This is a genomic window from Vibrio sp. SNU_ST1 (genome assembly GCF_030563405.1).
In the GTDB taxonomy this organism is placed as follows: domain Bacteria; phylum Pseudomonadota; class Gammaproteobacteria; order Enterobacterales; family Vibrionaceae; genus Vibrio.
This window is the reverse complement of the sequence record NZ_CP130748.1, coordinates 1600255-1619431: the sequence shown is the minus strand read 5'-3', so window position 1 is coordinate 1619431 and position 19177 is coordinate 1600255. Positions and strand designations below refer to the sequence as shown.

Genomic DNA, 19177 nt, shown 5'->3' with positions numbered 1-19177 from the left:
GGGTATTCCTTCTATCATTCTAAGGACACTGTAAGTACAATCGAGCCACTTTTCTAGATTTATCGTTATTGTCCATGAGAATCCACGCTTTTCACCGTTTATATCAACATCGTTTATCCATTGCTACTAAGCCGTTTAATGCGCGCGGTTGTAAAGTAGTGCGATGTGAGTTCTGTAAAATAAAACAAGACAGCTGTATCTGTGAACATCAACCGGACGTATGTACGAACGTCGCTACCATGTTGATCTTGTCAGATAACGAAATATTGAAACCAAGTAATACAGGTCGATTGATTCTCGATACAGTAAAAGACAGTTACGCTTACCTATGGCATCGCACAGAGCCTAATCAGGAAATGTTGGATGTCTTAAAAGATGACAAATACCAACCTGTGATCGTATTCCCTGAAGACTATACCGACGACAAAACGCGCATGGTTCAAGATCTGCCACAAATGCGTGACCCAAACAAAACACTATTGCTGATCTTTATTGATGGTAGCTGGCGCGAGGCTCGTCGAATTTTTCGTCGTTCAGAGTATTTGCAAGATTTACCTGTGTTGTCGATTGAACCTGAATCAGTTTCTCAGTACATGATGCGAAAGTCAGACAACGAACAACACCTTTCTACAGCAGAAGTGGCGAGCTTAGTTCTTAAGCAAGCAGGTGAAGAGCTGGGTGCCAAGACTTTACAGCTATGGTTTGAGACATTTCGGGAAAGTTACATGTTAAGTAAGACACGTTATAAGTCAGATCCAACTAAACCGAGCCTGAATGCTTTCATAGAGCATACTAAAAGTGAGAAGTCACTCTAACCTTTAACCGCTTTGTGCTGACTTGTTGTTCAAACAAACTCAAACACGGGATAAGTTTGTCATCTATCACGGTTTGTAGGGGGAGTGTTATGGATAATGCTCTTTAGTTGTTTATTTACAAAAAATTATTTGCCCTAATTTAGGGAAAAATTGGAGAGATTTCATGTATTACGGCTTCGATGTTGGCGGCACAAAGATTGAGTTTGGTGCGTTCAATGAAAAACTTGAGCGAGTGGCGACAGAACGCGTACCAACGCCCACTGAAGACTATCAACTGCTACTTGATACAATTGCCGGTTTGGTAAAGAAGTATGACAACGAATTTTCTTGCGAAGGCAAAATTGGTCTTGGCCTTCCTGGAATGGAAGATGCTGACGACGGCACAATGCTGGTTGTTAACGTACCAGCTTCAACGGGGAAACCACTACGTAAAGATCTAGAAGCGCTTATTGGTCGTAGTGTAAAAATTGAAAACGACGCAAACTGTTTTGCGCTTTCAGAAGCGTGGGATGATGAACTTAAAGACGAACCATCAGTAGCAGGCCTAATTCTAGGTACTGGCTTCGGTGGTGGTTTGGTTTACGAAGGTAAAGTGTTCTCTGGTCGTAACCACGTTGCTGGTGAATTAGGTCACATGCGTCTCCCTCTAGATGCATGGTTCCACCTTGGCGATAACGCACCGCTACTGGGTTGTGGTTGTGGCAAGAAAGGTTGTTTAGACAGTTACTTATCGGGTCGCGGCTTCGAACTGATTTACGAGCACTACTTCGGTGAGAAGAAGAAAGCGATCGAGATCATTCAAGCATACAACGAAGGTGAAGCAAAAGCCGCTGAGCACGTAGATCGCTTCATGGAACTATTGGCTATCTGTTTTGCAAACCTGTTTACGGGTCTTGACCCACATGTTGTTGCACTGGGTGGCGGTCTTTCAAACTTCGAACTTATCTACGAAGAAATGCCTAAACGCATACCGAAGTACCTGCTGTCTGTAGCGAAGTGTCCTAAGATCATCAAAGCGAAACACGGTGATTCAGGCGGTGTTCGTGGCGCTGCATTCCTTAACATTAAGTAATCGAAACTTAACGTTAAGCTAGCTAAGGTTAGATAGTTAAAAAGAACAAATAAAAATGCCGCAATCTCGAAAGAGGTTGCGGCATTTTTTATTGTTCAGTGTGTTCGTTTTTTAACTCTTAACTACTAACCTCAAAACGAAAAGCTACATATCAAGAAAAAGAGCCTGAGGGCTTACTTCTTCTTTTTACCAACACCAAGGTTGTCTTTTTGCTTCAACGTAAGCTTAGTAAAACCAAGCTTACGGAAATAGTTGTCTTGGTAGTTACGAACCGCTTTAGTATCAGAAATGAACTCAAGCTGCTGCTCAGTCTTTAGATACTCAGTGATGTCGATACCTTCAGCGGCCGCTACAGCTTCTTGAATCGTGCGGTGTTCTTGTTTCGAAAACAGTAACTCTTTGTCTTCATCTTTATAAGTGTACAGAATGGTACGAGCCATGGTGCTCTCCAATATAATTATTACTTTGCGCGCACTCTACATAAAAACAGTACGCCGCTCAAGATAATGATAGGAAATTACCACTTATTAGCTTCATGAATGGAACGCGTAATAAGCATTTTGTGGTATACTATTCGTTATTTTTGAAAATGGCTGACCTAAACGGAACTTATGAGCAATACGCTTTACCCACAGATTATGGGAATTATCACGCGAATCCAGAACTTCCCTGGAATCAAAGGATTGAAAGAAGTAGAAGATAGAATTACGAGTTTATGCGAAGCTCACGATACACAGCTCCCAGAGTCTATTGCACTTTTCCTTAAAGGTTTAACAAGCTATCGCCACGATAATATACCTGACGCCGCTGAACATTATAAAGCCTGCCTAAATGTCATTGCGCCTGAAGAAATTCAACTTTATGTTTTTGTAAACGGTTTGCTTGCCTCAGCCCATAACGTTCAAGGCGATTACCAATTCGCGTATGCATGTTATTCAAAGACACTGGAAAACTTACACCTCGTAGACGACAATTTTAGGTCACTTATATTCTGTAATCTAAGCGACCTGCACTTAAGCTTAGAAAAATACGAACAAGCAAAGCAATATGCTCGTAAAGCCATTATTTCATCTCAAAATGCTAATCGCCTCTTAGATTGTGCTGTTAGCCATTTAAACCTAGCCTATAGCTGTGCACATACAAATGAGTTTGAGCAAGCGGTTAGTGCCATTATGGAAGCTAAAAGAATAGGGGCCTCGCTTTCTAGTCACAGGACGATAGCACTTTGTCATAGTTACCTAGGGCAAACGATGCTCTTGTGGGGAGGCTTTGATGATAGTGACGTATTAGATGCATTTTATCAGGCAGAAGAGCACTTCAAAAAATCGAGAGATGAGCATAATCGAAAAGAAAATTTGGTTTACTGGTTTCAATTCTTAGAACAGATTGGAGAGCGAGAACAAGCCCAAATAGGGTGCGCTTTTCTTGAACAGAATTTTGATCTCAAGAGTTGTTACCGTTCTTATGCTATCTATGCCCAAACTAAGGCGAAGCTCTTTCGAGATGAAGAAGATTGGTCTGGTTTAGCGGCACTTCAAACTCAGCATGTGGAGCTTTTAGAAAAACAGATGAGAAATTACGAGCGCGCACAAAGCGATCGTATTCTTGAAGGCGTAGATACTCTCCAGAGTAAGAAACAAAACGACGTTCTGACTCAAATGCAAAAATATATGGGTGCGCTCACCGATATTGGTCAATTCATAGCAACCGCTGCAGATTTAGATAGCGTACTGCCTGAGATACTCCGTAAGATAAATATGATTCTACCAACATCTGAGTTTGGGATTGCTATGTATGACGATAAATCAGACATACTCGACTACCGTTATTTTGTTGATACTCAAGGATTAATATCGAACCTAAAAGTAGTTTGCCAAGAGAACCAAACCATTGGTACTTATGTTATTCGCAAGCGAGCTACCGTTCATTTTAATAGCGCGACAGATGCCGCTCTAGAACCCTATATAGGTAAAAACACACTACAAGACGATAATTTCGTTACGTTTCGTGGCGAGCTTGATACTAACTCAATGATTTTAACGCCAATCATTCTTAATGAAAAATTAATCGGTTTTCTGTCAGTACAGCATCATTTACCAAACCAATATCAGGAACACCATTGTCAGCTTATAGAACATTTAGCTAGCTTTATTGCCGTGTCGCTAGAAAATCAAAAGCAACGACAGCGTTTAGAAAGTGCGAATCAAACACTCGAAATATTGAGCACTACTGACCCACTAACAGGTCTAGCTAACAGATATCAATTAGATAACATCACGCCAGTCTTAATACATAACGCTTACTATCAAAAACAATCTCTAGCGGTCCTTATGATCGATGTTGACGAGTATAAAGCTTATAACGATTTTCATGGGCATTTAGAGGGCGACGAAGCGCTTCGTACTATCAGTTGCTTACTTAAAAAAACATTCACAACCAAGAATGACTATCTATTCAGATATGGGGGGGATGAGTTCATGGCGATTTGTTTCGGACAGAGCAGTGGCGATATCGAAAGTAAAATTGTTACTCTGAGAAAGATGCTATCTGAAGTCAAATTAGCAAACCCTAAAGCTATCTATTCGGAACAATTAACACTCTCTATTGGTGGGGTTAATGTCGACTTAGGTAGTGACAATGTGGATAGAAATTTTAAAATGATTTGTGATATCGCAGACAAACAGCTTTATCAAATTAAAGAAGATGGTCGTAATAACTATAATCTTAGCGATTGCAGATTGCTGAAAGTTGAGCTTGTTTAGATTGCCTTGATAAGGAGAGCAAGCCCCTCGCTGTAACTCATAAAAACAAAGCCCTTGATATCGATATCAAGGGCTTTGTTTATTTAGATAGCCTCAATAATTTAAGACGTACTAAAGCACTACTTTAAACTCGACCCTGCAAAGGAATAATAGTTACCATTTCACCGGCTTTTACAGTGTCTACCGCTGGTGAAATCTCGATTAGGCAGTTCGCTTCGCTCATTGAACGCAGAATACCTGAACCTTGCTTGCCAGTTGTTTTCACTTCAAGTACGCCTGATTCGTTCATTGAAAACACACCACGGCTGAACTCAGTGCGGCCTTGACGTGAGCGCAGTTGTTCAGTCGCTACCGCATTCGCTTTAACAGGTGTCCAGTTGGTTTGGCCTTGCAACTTGCGGATCGCAGGCTCAACAAAGTTAATGAACGACACCATTACGGCTACTGGGTTGCCAGGTAAACCGAAGAAAGGTTTGTTTTCAATTTTACCGTAAGCCAATGGGCGACCTGGGCGCATGTTGATACGCCAGAAATTGATTTCCCCCAACTTATCTAACGCAAGCTTGATGTAATCCGCATCACCGACAGACACGCCACCAGAAGTCAGGACCATATCCGTTTCAAGGGAGGCTGAATGCAGGACATCCATCATCTTCTGCTCATCATCTTCAATGATGCCGTAATCTACGATGTCACAACCCAGCTTTTGAAGCATACCGATAATAGTAAAACGGTTCGAGTCGTAGATAGAGTTTGGCTTTTGCTCACTCCCCGGCGCTTGAACTTCATCACCCGTCGAGAATACGCCCACTTTCACTTTACGTAGAACAGGGCAGGTACCGAAACCCAGTGATGCCATCATACCCATTTCTGGTGCTTCGATTCGCGTACCACGTGTAAAGACAGGCTGGCCGATTTCTAAATCTTCACCGGCCATACGGACATTTTGTCCAATTGAGATTTTCGCATCTGGGAAGCTAACTTTATCGCCATCGTGCACGGCTTGCTCACGCATCACAACAACATCAACGCCATCAGGCATTGGTGCACCCGTCATGATCTTAACAGCTTCACCTTGTTGAACGGTTTTGTCGTAGCTGTGACCAGCCATAACTTCAGCAACAATGTGGTAGCTATCCAATTCAAGGTCTTCACCACGAATCGCGTAGCCATCCATGGCAGAATTAGTATTCTGTGGGACGTTGATTGGCGAGACCACATCTTCAGCCAACACACGACCGTAGCCTTGCAGTAACTCAACACTCTCTGTGAGATCAAGCGCGTCAATGCTATCAACAATCTTTTGTTGGCCCTGAGTTACGGTTAAACCTGCAGGAGAGAACGAATCACAACACACCGCGGGCGCTGCGTCTTTTGAAGATGAGCATGACGCTGCTTTGCCTGTTGTTGAGGAAAGGTCAAAGGACTGCGCGTAATCGATGATGAAATCACGAATCGCTTCTAAGTCGTTGATCGCCATTTGAGGCAAGTCAGATTCAACGTGGCTATCAGCAGCAATAGCAATGATGTTGTCATCGTTTTGGTACAACCAAGGTTTACCCACTTCATCACGGTGAAGCTCGATTTTAGGGAAAGCAATATTCTTACAGCCTTCAACCAAAATCAGATCAAGTGTGTTGGTATCAAAGCGAGTCAACAGGTAATCAAAATCGGCTTCCGCTTCTGGAGTCTCAGTCATCATCACATGACGGTTGCGAGAAGCTATCAGCATTTGATTTGCGCCCGCTTTACGTAAACGGTAGCTGTCTTTACCCGGCTTATCGACATCAAAATCGTGGTGAGCATGTTTTAGCACACCAACTTTTAAACCCGACTCAGTCAATAAAGGAAGCAGAGCTTCTAATACGGTTGTTTTGCCTGTGCCACTGTAAGCAGCAAAACCCAATAGAGGAAGGTTAGGGCGTTGTTTAGAATCATTCATTATTGAAGCGTTCCGAATTGGGTGAGTTCTTCTGGCGTGTTTAGATTCACAAAGCAGTTAGGAGAATCGCTAAAATCGACATATTCCGTGACACACTCTTTGTATAGCAAGATGATTTTACGATCACCACGTTCCAAAAACGCTTCTAGCTTTGGCAGAACACGTTTGTGGAATAGGGTGAATACTGGTTGCTTAAATTCGCCATCATGCGCGACAAGAATGTCGCTGTCTTCTTTTACCGCAGAACAAAAACGTTCAACAAGGTCGTCACTAATTTGTGGGCTGTCACAAGGAACAAAGCCGACCCAATCTGTGCTCGCGTTTTTAAGGCCGGCATGAATGCCGCCCAATGGACCTGGATAGTCAGGGAAAGAATCGGAAACAACCGGTGCAAATGCTTGGTAACTGTCTAAGTTACGGTTGGCATTGATAGTGATGCTGACATCTTGTTGTGACAGCTTCTTTATAACGTATTGAATAAGCGGAGAACCGTTGAGCTCAACGAGTCCTTTATCTTTTCCGCCCATACGGCTGGCTTGTCCGCCAGCCAGAATAACCCAACTAGTTTGCGTTGGAAGCAGCATAAATATTCTCTTGTGCTTTATCTTTCTGAATAACTTGCAGAAGCGGCGATTCGGTCAAAGTATTGTCTTTGATCCACCACTGCTTCTTACATAAATCGGTTAACGCGTTAGTTTGGTGACTGGTGATGACTAAACTCGCGCCTCTCTGGAGAAGATCTTCGGCCATAATCACCAATCTTTCAATAGATTCTTTGTCTAAAGAAGCACTTGGTTCATCCATAAGCAAGATTGAAGGCTTAAGGATCCATGCACGAGCCATTGCTACGCGTTGACGCTCACCACCAGACAACACAGAAATGTGCTCGTCTGCCAAGGTTTCTAAACCTACCATTCTCAACGCATTAATTATTTGAGCTCGCTTATCTTTTTGGCTCTCTTTGTTAAAGCGAATCCCATAAGCGACATTTTGGTACACCGAGCCATCAAAAAGATAGGGGGTTTGATGCAGGTAGATGATGTCTTTGAACTTGAGTCGAGGGAATAACTTCTGGTGCCAGCTCTGCGTTGGAGACTGAATACGGCCAGAGCTCGGCTGAATTAATCCAGACAAGATTTTAAGTAGGGTCGTTTTACCAACACCATTGTCTCCTTTGAGATAAATGGCATCGTTGGGGCCGATCGACAATTCGGGAATGTGGAACAAAACACGCTCTTTGTAGCGCATTGAAATTTGCTGCGTTGTTATTTTTATACTCATGACAGCGTTCCTAAGTTCTTAAATAGCCTTTTCCTCTCACACTGGAAAGGAAAAAGTTAAGGGCTAATGCCAATGCTAATAACACCATACCGAGGGCGACGCCTTGAGCGAATGCGCCTTTGTGGCTTTCCATGGCGATAGCTGTTGGGATGTTTCTTGTCATCCCCATAATGTTGCCCCCCACCATCATTGAACAACCTACTTCAGTCACGATACGAGAGAAGGCAGCAATGGTTGCAGCCAATAGAGGAAAACGTGTTTCCCAAATCAAGGTACACGCGACTCGTGTTGTTGATACGCCAAGAGTGCGCGCTGTTTCTACTGCTCGGCGGTCACTGGCCTGCAGAGCGCCATGCATCATCGCAACTAGGATAGGGAAACAGATCAGCATCTGACCTAGAATCATCGCCTTTTGCGTGAACAGTAATTGCCAGTCACCTAAAGGACCAGAACGAGAGAGCATCATGTACATCAACAAGCCAATTACCACGGTCGGTATCGCTTGTAAGGTGTTGATCACCGAAAGCAGCGCCCATTTACCGGGGAATTCGGTGTAAGCCAATAAGAAAGCCATAAGGATTGCAGGAACAATCACTAATGAGATGGCGGACAAAGATACGCTGAAGGATACCGCGACGATTTGCCACAATTCGTGGTCAAAACTCACCAGTAGATTCATTGCATCAATCGTTGTTTGCCATAGGGTCATGAAGTATCTCGTTTGAATCGATAATAGGTTTTTATCAGTAATGACTGATGTTAATCATAGCTGACACACTAGGTTTAAGTATGTATTGGCCAGCTATTGTTTTTAAGCGTGAATGCTGTTTCTAAGCGTGAATGCCTTTAAAGCAAGACGGTTTTTAAACGTAATTGTTTAGGTAGTCTCGTTGACTGTTTAGTAAAGCGTAGCGCTAATTGGTTAGGGTTAAACCTTCAACACTACGCTTTACTTACAACCCACGACTCATTTCTTACAACAAACTATTCTGCACTTGCAACAAACAGCTGTTTGCCGTGCAGCTTAAAGTCGTTGATCAGTTTTTGGCCTTTAGGGTTAACCAACCAATCACTGAATACTTTCGCTGCTTGGTAATTGATGCTTGGGTAGCGTTCTGGGTTAACAAGAATCACTTGGTAAGGGTTAAATAGGTTCTTGTCGCCTTGGAACAAAACTTTAAGGTCAAGTTTGTTTTGGTAAGCCAACCAAGTACCACGGTCTGTCATGGTGTAGCCTTGCATTTCAGACGCCATGTTTAGAGTTGGGCCCATTCCTTGACCAACGCTGCGATAGCCGCCGAAGTTTGGCTCCATCTTAGTTTGTGCCCAAATACCCATCTCTTTCTTATGAGTACCGGAGTCGTCCCCACGAGAAACAAACGTCACGTTGTTGTTCGCGATTGCTTTGAACACATCAGCTACTGCTTTTTGAGATTCAATCTTCGCAGGGTCGCTTTGTGGGCCAACGATAACAAAATCGTTGTACATCAGCTTACGAGGTAAAACGCCGTAACCTTTTTCAACGAAATTCGCTTCAGCCTTTGGTGCGTGAGTCATTACCAAATCAACGTCACCGTTTTCACCCATGCGAAGTGATTTACCAGTACCCGCAGCGAGAACATCAACCTTGATACCAGAATCCTTTTCGAACTCAGGCAGTAAGTAGTCCAGTAAGCCAGAGTGGTAGGTACTTGTGGTTGTCGCCAATTTGATATGAGTGGTGTCTTCCGCGCTGCTAGCCGTGTAACTGACGATAGATAGAGCTGCAATAGTTAGGGGAATTGCTTTCATTATTATTATGTCCATTCTGTTATAAATGAATGACATGCCTTTATTTAAAAAGGACTCAAAGAAGGGCATGTGCATAAGACGCTAATTGTTGTAATTAGGAATCTACACCTAATAAGCAATCTTAATGCCAATAAATAGTGCATCAGGTCTCATTAAATTGCTGTTATCTCGAACAAAACTGCGTCATTTGGGCGAAAAAAATGCATTAAAATATGAGCTAGGACAAAATGTCGCACATTGTCCCTGTCGCCCAAAAGGTTAATTGGTACACTCTGTCCCAACTTTCCCCATCGGCTAATCATTATGTCTTTACCTAGTTCACCTGCATCGAACCTCAACCCAAACACATTGACCCAATATCAAGCGTTTTCCGTCTTGGTCGTGGACGATGAAGTCGGGATGCAGGCTATTCTAAAGAAGGCTCTGGGTAAGTTCTTTGGCAAGGTATCGAGTGCAGGATCCGTCGAAGAAGCTGAAATACTGCGTTCGAGTGAGCACTTTGATCTCATTGTTCTTGATATCAACCTGCCAGGACGCTCTGGTATTGAGTGGGAAGAGGCGTTTAACGACAACGACAAACGTGCCGATGTTATTTTCATGACTGGCTATGCCGATCTAGAGATGACCATATCCGCGCTTAAGCTTGGCGCTTCAGACTTCATTCTTAAACCTTTCAATTTAGAACAAATGATACAAGCTGTACTACGTTGTATGGATAAGCGCCTTGATCAAAGAATGCAATACGCATTGAAGCGTGATGTTAGCCGTCATATCAAGACCGAGTTAATCGGTAACTCAGATAAAACCAAACAGCTTAAATTGCTGATCAGTCAATTTGCCCCCTCTCGAGCATCAGTTCTTGTAGAAGGTGAGTCAGGTACAGGTAAAGAGCTAGTTGCACGTGGTGTACATGAAGCCAGTAAACGTACAGGGCCATTTGTACCAATCAACTGTGGCGCAATCGCCCCAGAACTTCTAGAAAGTGAACTATTCGGGCATACCTCTGGCGCATTTACCGGCGCGAAGAAAAACCGTGAAGGTCTATTCAGAGTCGCAAGTGGTGGCACCTTATTCCTTGATGAAATAGGTGAAATGCCACTACCAATGCAAGCAGCGCTGTTGCGTGTGTTAGAGCAACGCACTATTCGTCCAGTCGGTAGCGAGAAAGAAATTGCCGTTGACGTACGAGTAGTGGCGGCGACTAACCGAAACCTTCAACAAGAGGTCGAAAAAGGGCACTTCCGTCGCGATCTATTCTACCGACTCAATGTGCTTAAAATCGATGTTGTGCCATTGAGAGAACGTCCATCAGATCTAATAGAGCTTGTTCCGCATTTTACTCGTCTTTTAGCGAGTGAACTTAGTGTACCGGTCCCAAACTGGGCGCATGAAGATATTTTGGCGATGAATGAATACGAATGGCCGGGAAATATTCGCGAACTCAAGAACCTAGTCGAAAGATGCATTCTTTTAGACAAGCCACCAGCACACTATTGGCGCGAAATTAATGGCGATCCTGCACCCACTAGCATTTCAGTGACGGTGTCACATGGGGCGGAAATACCAAACTTGAATAACGTAGACGCTGCAGAAGGTTACCCGAATACTTGGACACTCAAAGAAGTAGAAAAATCTCACATAGAGCAATTGGTTAGCTTTCATGATGGTAATAAATCCGCAGCGGCGAGAGACCTCGGCGTTGCACGGAAAACGCTAGAGCGTAAATATAAAGATTGGAACACAGAAGGCTCTGAATATGCCGATTAGACGTCACTGGTGGTCAAAATGGACGTTCCGGTTCAAAACCATGGTGCGCTATCGTCTGTTATTTTTGACGTCAGCGCCGATCATATTAACTTTATGCGCTCTTGTTGCGATCACTTTGTATTGGTCTGTTCATTATACGTGGCAGGGGGCTTTGATCGATGTTGATGAGCGTTTGGATGTTGCCGACAACAGTATCCATCTAATTCAAAATCAACAGGCCTATAACGTTCAAGCATTCGCTGAGTCTTATAACTTTCGAATTAAACTTACGAGTGATATTTCAAAGGAAGAGCTTACACGTTGGGTTTCTGAAAACAAATCTCGCTATAAGCTCGACTTTTTGCGCTGGAGAAGTGTTGAGAGCATAGGGAAAAAGCGTGAATACCTCGACCTGACACACAAAGAATCGTTCTTTAGTGTATTGAGCCAAAATGAACTCAACGAGTTAGACCAAAACCTTGCAAGGCAAGCCGAAGTCCCAATGCTCAATAATCAAAACGTTGAAACTCGGGGTTTAGTTAGCCGCACCGTTGTGTCAATTCGAGACAAGAATGATCACGTTATTGGTTTTCTTGATGGCGGGATCCTCCTTAATAACAGCACACAGTTAGTCGATCAGATCAGCAACTTGATCTATCCGCAACGTGACGGTTTTAATCGCCGCATTGGCACGGTTACCGTATTCCTTGATGATCTGCGTGTAAGTACTAATGTGCCATTAAACAGTGAAGACAGTGCAGGGCGCGCAATTGGTACTCGCGTTTCTCATGAGGTTCATTCAAAAGTATTGAATCAAGGGCAAAAGTGGTTAGACCGAGCATATGTTTACGACGCTTGGTACATCACCGCTTACCAACCAATCCACGACCAGTTTGATAACGTTATTGGCATGCTTTATACCGGCTATCTAATCTGGCCACTCGTAGAGACGTATCTGACTAACCTTGGTGAAATCAGCATCACCATCATACTGCTGCTGTTAGCTTCAGGTTTGATCGTACACCGTGGTGCACGCGATCTTTTCAACCCAATTGAACGCATCCATAAAGTTGTAAAGCTAGTCCAAATGGGGCAAGACAAGCGAATCGGTACGTTGGGTTTGGATGATCAACACGAACTTACGTTGCTTGCGAAACAGTTCGACAAAATGTTAGATCTGCTCCACGAGCGTAATCAAGAGATTCAACAAGCGGCGTCTGAACTCGAATGTAAGGTTCATTCTCGTACCGCCAGTTTGAAAGAGAAAACTGAAGAACTCGAATTGCACATCCAGCTTCTCAATCAAGCTAGAGATAAGCTGGTGGTCAACGAAAAATTAGCAGCGTTAGGTGAGTTAACCGCAGGTATTGCCCATGAAATCAATAACCCGACTGCAGTAATTCTTGGTAACGTTGAGCTAATGAAGTTTGAACTCGGCGATGAAGTGGGCCGTGTAGACGAAGAAGTCCACGCCATTATGGAGCAGATTGACCGAATCCGAAATATCACACGAAGCCTGCTTCAATATAGCCGACACGGTGGTGTACAGGACGAAATCACTTGGCAACATATCAATCCAATTGTCGATGAAAGTATTACGCTCGTAAAAACAGGTGCAAAAAAGAAAGGCATTGTGTATGTCTCGCAATTGAATGCTAAAACCTCAGTCGAAGTGAACCGAAACCAATTGCTGCAAATTCTAGTGAACCTGCAAATGAACGCGATTCACGCGATGGACGGACAGGGCACATTGACTATCTCGAGTGAAGATTGGGTTGAAAACGGCGTGTCTCATGGGGCTATTGTTCATGTCCAAGATGAAGGCTGTGGTATTAAAGAAGAGCAACTGAAACGTATATTCTCGCCTTTCTATACCACCAAAAGAGACGGCACAGGCTTAGGTTTGTCCGTTTCTCAAAGTATTTTGAGCCAAACGGGCGGCGAAATACGAGTTGAATCCGAAGTCGGTAAAGGAAGTCGCTTTAGTATCTATCTTCAGCAAAAAGCCACACCGCAGTTATTAGTGTCTAACCTTTAATCAAAGTTTGAATCATAAAGATCATAAAAAAACACCTCCGCACTTAAGGCAAGTTCGGAGGTGTTTTTATTTATGACTAATCATTTGAAATGAATACAAGCCATTTCAAACGATTGCAAGCGTTCAAAACATGAAAAGCGTTAAGCTTAATGTGCCGCCACTGATATTTTCGGCGGGTTGATGTTGTGCTTTTTAAACTCTTTCATCACACGTAAGGTAATGTCGGTTTCAAATAACTTCTCATACGCCGTGTCTACGACGTAAGCCTTACAAGTTAACTGTATCGCTAAGTAGTTATCCGTAATCGTCTGTTTAACCAGAACCGTTACTGGCTTTGGCAAGTGTATGTAACGACTTGAAGACGCAGCTTCTTGAATCAGGTCGCGGGCTAGGGTGATGTCTTCATTCATACCGACGTAAAACGGAATCACCACTTGCATATCCAATGCGCCATAGTTACCACTGGTGGTCACTTCATTTAAGAACTTATTGTTCGGAATGGTAATGATGTCATCGTTCAGGGTTCTCATTCGTACCGAACGTAAACCAATGGTGATGATGTCGCCGTAGTTGCCTTCGAACGTGACGCGGTCACCAACCTGAAAGGGTCTGTCAATCATCACAGTGATGCCGGCGATAAACGATGCTGCCAAGTCTTTAAGCGCAAAGCCGACCGACACGGCGAGGGTACCACCAATCAAAGCTAAGATTTGGTCGTTGATTCTAAAGCTCATCATGAACACGATAAGACCGGTGCTCACGTAGATAAAGAACTGAGTAAACGATTGCAGCTTTTGTAGCAGCATTCGATATTGCACGAACTGACTACCAAAACTGGTCACCAACGAATTGATAAACTTAAGCAACAACCACATTGCGGCAATAACGATCATGGAGAAGAACACGCCGCTCCATCGCACCAAGCTCGCTATCTTAGAGATGTTTTCTACGTTAGCTAACTCTTCCGTCGCAAAGGTCGGGAAACTGACAGCACTTGCCAAGCCAACAAATAGTAGGATAAATAACTTCTTCATTTTACTTCACCAGTAGATGTTGACGATCAAGAACGTTAGTAATGTGGCGAAACCAGTGCTCGGAAATTCGAGCCTTTTCTTCATGCCAACCAATATAACCACGGCTTTCAAAGTAACGTAGAATCCCCGTTATCTCTGCAGTGCTCAGCTGTGTACATTCAGACAACACTTCCGGAGAAGCGATTTCCAGTTGTACGATAGAACGAAGTACAGCCAACATAGGTTTAGGCATATTCTCTAGTTCCTGCGCTTCAGGGACATGGAATAAACGTACTACCGCTTGATCTGTCTCTTTATTTCGGTTCAAAGAAAGTCGGAAGAAACGCAGCGCAACGGTAGGGTTGCCATCAGAGTAGTGCCACAAAATTCGATAGAAACCTTGGCGTGCGCGTTCTTCTTCACTCATATCATCTTGGTCCCACTGTTTAGGGACTACTAAGCCATCAAAAGACAACGGCTTCTCAAGAGCCGTATTGATACGGCTATTTAGAAGTTCACCCACTTGTTTCTCTGTCCAACGCGGAAGGAAGCACACCAAATCAAACAGCAGACGCTCACCACGCGCCCTATCCACAAATCGCCAACTTGATTTGGCGATCGATATCACGACACGGTGGTTCTTTTTAGAACGACGCAGAAGGTTGGTCAAACGAATCAAATCAGACAGGCCACCGACCATTGGTTTCACCAGTCGTTGTGCGTTATCAATCGCGATAAGGTAAGTGATATTGCTCTTACGAAGGTGCGCTAATATTTGAATTTCAGTCGCTTCTTCTTCTAAGCCTATGCTCACGGCTAGATGTGCCAACAGCTCTTGGTAACCAGCGTAAGGGCAGCTTACATATACGGGCTCAGCGTTAAATACTTTGTGCAGCAAGGTATAAAGCAGCGTTGTCGCGCCCACACCACGCTCGCCTGAAACAATACAGATAGCCGGGCTGTCTGACATCAAGTAGCGAGACAGTTGCTTAACCTCGTCACCGGCATAGTCAATTAACGTACTGTCTATATTACCCGGCAGAATGTATTCATACGTTTGGTCGCCTTTGATTCGAACCAAGTTTTGCTGATTCTTATCAAGATCTGACTGCTTAGCCACTTCGATTCTAAACAGATACGCCAAAGCTTGGCTAAACAGCGTGTAGTTAGACAGAAGGGCCATAATTCGGTGTTGGAAGTTGTAAACGCTCAGCCACACGATACCAATGGCTGTCGCCAATATATTAAGTAACAACGTATCCTTTCGGTTTACCGCCCAATTCACCCATACCGGACGTTCAGAAATGTGTTGAAGTGTATCGAAGACCTTCGCTCTCCATAACCTGAGCACTGAAACCGTAACCAATACAAACCAGAAAAACAGGGCGCTATATATCCAACTATAAATCGTGCCTTTGCCTAGCGTAATACTTGATATTTGCAGAATCACACCCGCCACAATGAAGCTCCACACGTAACGGCGGATAGTCGATAGGCGCAGCGCGATCACTTCTTGATTGGATGTACGACCCAAACGGTAGGCAAATTCCAAAATAAAGCTGATGGCAATCGAACCACCTAGAATCCACCACGTGAAGATCTCCAGGAAAATCAAATGTTGCAGACTAGGGATACTAGAAAGCACTCTCAATGACAATGTGATGGCAATTAGCCAAGCAATCGCACTTTCAGCGCGGCTGATGTACCAAATCACACGAACCAGAAAAGGAGGGGTCATTTTCGCTTCAAGAAAGTTAATTCGAAACAACTCAATTAAGCGAGTGCTGTTAGCAAGCCACCACACTAAACCGAAATAGATGAACAACACTTTTAACGACGCACCAATCACAGGCACGGGCGAAATAAAGATATCGTTAACTAACGCCTTGAAGCTTCGGATTTGGAAGTATGCAAGATACTCAATATTGAGCTTGGTCAATTCCCATTCTTGCTTAAACTGGGTAACACCATAAGGACCAAAACCGGTTAAGCGCTCTTTGTTCGCAGAGTTCGTCTGTTCTAGAAGGCGTTGTTTACTGACGTTTAAGCTATTCAAAGTGACGTAACTGGTTTGAACCTCAAACCATTGATCGACGTCGTTGTTATCTCTATAAGCTTGTATCTGCTGCTCGAAGATTTTGATTTCCTGCTTTTGAACTCGCAGAACTTCAGCTAACAAGATATTAACTCGGCGTCGGTCCGACGGCTCCATAAAGAGGGGGTCGGGTAACGAATCAATTCGAGCATCGAGGTCAACAGCAGAATCGGATACCTGCGGCTGAGATTGTAAGTCATATTCCAAGTTGGCATGACTAGGCCATGAGAGAATGGCCAAAGTGAGGATTAAGAAGCGCGATAGTGAACGCATAAAAGTCTCTTAGAATTATGAGGTTAGGATTACTATAGTTAGATAATCTTACTTTGTGAAACCCAACCCCGTATCGGGGGCGAGTACTTTATTCCTGTTTCGATCGATTTTGTCATGAAATTGTCAGGGATTAGGCTAGTCTTGCCTATGTCTGTTGTTGCTTTGATCGGGTTGCTTTTGCCGTAACTAATCAGCATACGATAGATTCAATGGTCGGCATGATTTGGGACGTTATATCTCTCCCATTTTAGGGCGCTGTTTGATATTTTGTTTTTCCTGAAAATCAGCGGCTTTTCGTCGATAAATAGAAAATCAAAAGTGTGAGCCAGCTCAAACTATGATTTGGTTAGGTTATCACTCACTTAATAGCGGGTAATTGCAATCAAGACTTGCAGTTAAAGCCCCGAACAAGTAACGTTGCGGCGTTTTTCACATTAAAAAGGTAACGGCATTGATCTCCACAGCAAATATCACCCAACAATTCGGCGCTAAGCCACTTTTCGAAAATATTTCAGTTAAGTTCGGCGAAGGCAACCGCTACGGTTTAATCGGCGCGAATGGCTGTGGTAAATCGACGTTCATGAAGATCCTATCTGGTGAACTTGAGCCAAGTGCTGGTAACGTAAGCTACGATCCAAACGAGCGCGTAGCTAAACTAAACCAAGACCAATTTGCTTACGAAGAATTCACGGTAATCGACACGGTTATCATGGGTCACAAAGAGCTTTGGGCTATTAAGCAAGAGCGTGACCGTATTTACTCTTTGCCTGAAATGAGCGAAGAAGACGGCATGAAAGTGGCTGACCTTGAAGTTCAGTTTGCTGAAATGGACGGTTACATGGCAGAAGCGAAAGCGGGTGAGCTTCTTCTTGCGGTAGGTATTGAAGAATCTATGCACTTCGGTCTGATGAGCGAAGTAGCTCCAGGTTGGAAACTTCGTGTTCTATTGTCTCAAGTACTGTTTGCAGACCCGCATATCATGCTTCTTGACGAACCAACGAACAACCTGGACATGGATACCATCAAGTGGTTGGAAGATACGCTAAACCAACGTAACTGCACAATGATCATCATTTCGCACGACCGTCACTTCCTAAACTCTGTTTGTACACACATGGCTGACCTTGATTACGGCGAACTTCGTCTATTCCCTGGTAACTACGATGAGTACATGACGGCAGCGACTCAAGCTCGTGAGCGTCTACTGTCTGACAACGCTAAGAAGAAAGCACAAATTGCTGAACTTCAAACGTTCGTATCTCGTTTCTCGGCTAACGCATCTAAAGCGAAGCAAGCAACGTCTCGTGCTAAGCAGATCGATAAGATCCAACTAGACGAAGTTAAAGCGTCTAGCCGCCAAAACCCATTCATCCGTTTCGAGCAGTCTAAAGAGCTATTCCGTAACGCACTTGTGATAGAAAACCTATCTCAAGGTTTTGAAGAAGATCTATACAACAAGTTCGACGGTATCTTCGAAGTGGGTGAGCGTGTTGCTATCATTGGTGAAAACGGTGTAGGTAAAACAACGCTACTTAACACACTAGCAGGTGCTCTAGAGCCACGCACTGGTGAGTACAAGTGGTCTGAGAACTCAAACATCGGTTACTACGCTCAAGATCACGCACACGATTTCGAGACTGACATGAACCTGTTTGATTGGATGAGCCAATGGCGTCAAGAAGGCGAAGACGAGCAAGTTGTTCGTGGCTTCCTAGGTCGTATGCTGTTTGGTCAAGACGACATTAAGAAATCTGTAAAGGTTATCTCTGGTGGTGAGCAAGGTCGTATGCTTCTTGGTAAGATCATGATGCATAAACCAAACATCCTTCTAATGGATGAACCAACAAACCACATGGATATGGAGTCTATCGAAGCGCTTAACTTGGCACTTGAGAACTACAAAGGCACATTGTTCTTCGTATCTCACGACCGTGTATTCGTAGACTCGCTTGCAACTCGTATCCTTGAAATCAAAGATGGCAAGATCAACGATTTCCGCGGTACTTACGCTGAGTTCTTGAAAGCCCGCGGTTAATTTCATGCGGTAGATGCCGTCTAGTTAAACCTAGTAGCTGACTTACAAACCTAAATTTAGACGCCTTTATTAGAAATAATAAAGGCGTTTTTTTATGTGTGATTTTTGGCATACCGTAAAAATACGACCAATTGAATAATAGAGTCGATTCATTTCACGGCTGTTATCTTTTAAGTTAAGTAGATAGTTTAAATTTAAAGGGCTGATAACTAACAATCTGCAATAGTTTGCCTATATTTATATAAGCTACGGATTTGGCGGGGAAAATGATTGAACTTTCGAACGAGTGTACCGGTAAAGTACGGATTAGCCAT

The 19177-nt window shown here is 43.6% G+C and carries 14 protein-coding genes; 6 read left to right on the top strand and 8 right to left on the bottom strand.

Going from position 1 to position 19177, the window contains the following annotated elements; all coding sequences use genetic code 11:
• Positions 1-68 precede the first annotated feature (68 nt).
• Both Q5H80_RS06950 and nagK read left to right on the top strand, forming a co-directional pair.
• Positions 69-815 carry a tRNA-uridine aminocarboxypropyltransferase gene (locus Q5H80_RS06950; RefSeq protein ID WP_304563862.1) on the top strand — a complete coding sequence of 249 codons (747 nt, stop codon included), beginning with the start codon at positions 69-71 and terminating at the stop codon, positions 813-815.
• Between the two features lie 163 nt (positions 816-978).
• On the top strand, positions 979-1887 hold the full coding sequence (gene nagK / locus Q5H80_RS06945; RefSeq protein WP_135385034.1) for an N-acetylglucosamine kinase: 909 nt from the start codon (positions 979-981) through the stop codon (positions 1885-1887).
• Between the two features lie 173 nt (positions 1888-2060).
• On the opposite strand, the gene Q5H80_RS06940 is transcribed toward nagK, so the two are convergent.
• Positions 2061-2327: a DUF2960 family protein gene (locus tag Q5H80_RS06940; RefSeq protein ID WP_004733780.1), complete on the bottom strand. Its 267-nt coding sequence runs from the start codon at positions 2325-2327 to the stop codon at positions 2061-2063.
• 171 nt (positions 2328-2498) lie between these two features.
• Between Q5H80_RS06940 and Q5H80_RS06935 the strand changes: the two genes are divergently transcribed.
• Complete coding sequence (locus Q5H80_RS06935; protein WP_304569355.1) at positions 2499-4649, top strand: GGDEF domain-containing protein; 2151 nt, start codon at positions 2499-2501, stop codon at positions 4647-4649.
• Positions 4650-4773: 124 nt separating this feature from the next.
• Here Q5H80_RS06935 and Q5H80_RS06930 read toward each other — a convergent pair whose 3' ends face one another.
• The 5 genes from Q5H80_RS06930 to Q5H80_RS06910 all read right to left on the bottom strand — a co-directional run bounded on the left by Q5H80_RS06930 (position 4774) and on the right by Q5H80_RS06910 (position 9663).
• Complete coding sequence (locus Q5H80_RS06930; RefSeq protein ID WP_304569354.1) at positions 4774-6591, bottom strand: bifunctional molybdopterin-guanine dinucleotide biosynthesis adaptor protein MobB/molybdopterin molybdotransferase MoeA; 1818 nt, start codon at positions 6589-6591, stop codon at positions 4774-4776.
• Positions 6591-7175 carry a molybdenum cofactor guanylyltransferase MobA gene (gene mobA / locus Q5H80_RS06925; RefSeq protein ID WP_304569353.1) on the bottom strand — a complete coding sequence of 195 codons (585 nt, stop codon included), beginning with the start codon at positions 7173-7175 and terminating at the stop codon, positions 6591-6593. Before mobA ends, Q5H80_RS06930 begins: the two co-directional genes overlap by 1 nt.
• Positions 7153-7872 (bottom strand): energy-coupling factor ABC transporter ATP-binding protein, encoded by a 720-nt coding sequence (locus tag Q5H80_RS06920; protein WP_304569352.1) that lies wholly within the window; start codon positions 7870-7872, stop codon positions 7153-7155. The genes mobA and Q5H80_RS06920 overlap by 23 nt, the downstream gene beginning before the upstream one ends.
• Before the next feature lie 10 nt (positions 7873-7882).
• Positions 7883-8581 (bottom strand): ABC transporter permease, encoded by a 699-nt coding sequence (locus Q5H80_RS06915; protein ID WP_009846742.1) that lies wholly within the window; start codon positions 8579-8581, stop codon positions 7883-7885.
• A gap of 275 nt (positions 8582-8856) precedes the next feature.
• On the bottom strand, positions 8857-9663 hold the full coding sequence (locus tag Q5H80_RS06910) for a substrate-binding domain-containing protein (RefSeq protein ID WP_135385037.1): 807 nt from the start codon (positions 9661-9663) through the stop codon (positions 8857-8859).
• Between the two features lie 303 nt (positions 9664-9966).
• Between Q5H80_RS06910 and Q5H80_RS06905 the strand changes: the two genes are divergently transcribed.
• Together Q5H80_RS06905 and Q5H80_RS06900 are read left to right on the top strand one after the other, a co-directional pair.
• Entirely contained in the window at positions 9967-11430 is a 1464-nt protein-coding gene (locus Q5H80_RS06905) for a sigma-54 dependent transcriptional regulator (RefSeq protein WP_304569351.1), read from the top strand.
• The gene (locus Q5H80_RS06900) at positions 11420-13447 is read left to right on the top strand and encodes a cache domain-containing protein (RefSeq protein ID WP_304569350.1); all 2028 of its coding nucleotides are present in this window, start codon (positions 11420-11422) and stop codon (positions 13445-13447) included. Before Q5H80_RS06905 ends, Q5H80_RS06900 begins: the two co-directional genes overlap by 11 nt.
• Before the next feature lie 146 nt (positions 13448-13593).
• Here Q5H80_RS06900 and Q5H80_RS06895 read toward each other — a convergent pair whose 3' ends face one another.
• Positions 13594-14481 (bottom strand): mechanosensitive ion channel family protein, encoded by an 888-nt coding sequence (locus Q5H80_RS06895; RefSeq protein ID WP_009846738.1) that lies wholly within the window; start codon positions 14479-14481, stop codon positions 13594-13596.
• Between the two features lies 1 nt (position 14482).
• Positions 14483-16828 (bottom strand): ATP-binding protein, encoded by a 2346-nt coding sequence (locus Q5H80_RS06890; protein WP_304569349.1) that lies wholly within the window; start codon positions 16826-16828, stop codon positions 14483-14485.
• A gap of 451 nt (positions 16829-17279) precedes the next feature.
• Between Q5H80_RS06890 and Q5H80_RS06885 the strand changes: the two genes are divergently transcribed.
• Positions 17280-18863 carry an ABC-F family ATPase gene (locus Q5H80_RS06885; protein WP_304569348.1) on the top strand — a complete coding sequence of 528 codons (1584 nt, stop codon included), beginning with the start codon at positions 17280-17282 and terminating at the stop codon, positions 18861-18863.
• Positions 18864-19177: the final 314 nt, after the last annotated feature.

Coding starts and splice junctions, on each gene's coding strand:
- Q5H80_RS06930 (WP_304569354.1), bottom strand. CDS start 6,591: ATGAATGATTCTAAACAACGCCCTAACCTTCCTCTATTGGGTTTTGCT.
- nagK (WP_135385034.1), top strand. CDS start 979: ATGTATTACGGCTTCGATGTTGGCGGCACAAAGATTGAGTTTGGTGCG.
- Q5H80_RS06940 (WP_004733780.1), bottom strand. CDS start 2,327: ATGGCTCGTACCATTCTGTACACTTATAAAGATGAAGACAAAGAGTTA.
- Q5H80_RS06900 (WP_304569350.1), top strand. CDS start 11,420: ATGCCGATTAGACGTCACTGGTGGTCAAAATGGACGTTCCGGTTCAAA.
- Q5H80_RS06915 (WP_009846742.1), bottom strand. CDS start 8,581: ATGACCCTATGGCAAACAACGATTGATGCAATGAATCTACTGGTGAGT.
- Q5H80_RS06920 (WP_304569352.1), bottom strand. CDS start 7,872: ATGAGTATAAAAATAACAACGCAGCAAATTTCAATGCGCTACAAAGAG.
- mobA (WP_304569353.1), bottom strand. CDS start 7,175: ATGCTGCTTCCAACGCAAACTAGTTGGGTTATTCTGGCTGGCGGACAA.
- Q5H80_RS06890 (WP_304569349.1), bottom strand. CDS start 16,828: ATGCGTTCACTATCGCGCTTCTTAATCCTCACTTTGGCCATTCTCTCA.
- Q5H80_RS06905 (WP_304569351.1), top strand. CDS start 9,967: ATGTCTTTACCTAGTTCACCTGCATCGAACCTCAACCCAAACACATTG.
- Q5H80_RS06910 (WP_135385037.1), bottom strand. CDS start 9,663: ATGAAAGCAATTCCCCTAACTATTGCAGCTCTATCTATCGTCAGTTAC.
- Q5H80_RS06935 (WP_304569355.1), top strand. CDS start 2,499: ATGAGCAATACGCTTTACCCACAGATTATGGGAATTATCACGCGAATC.
- Q5H80_RS06895 (WP_009846738.1), bottom strand. CDS start 14,481: ATGAAGAAGTTATTTATCCTACTATTTGTTGGCTTGGCAAGTGCTGTC.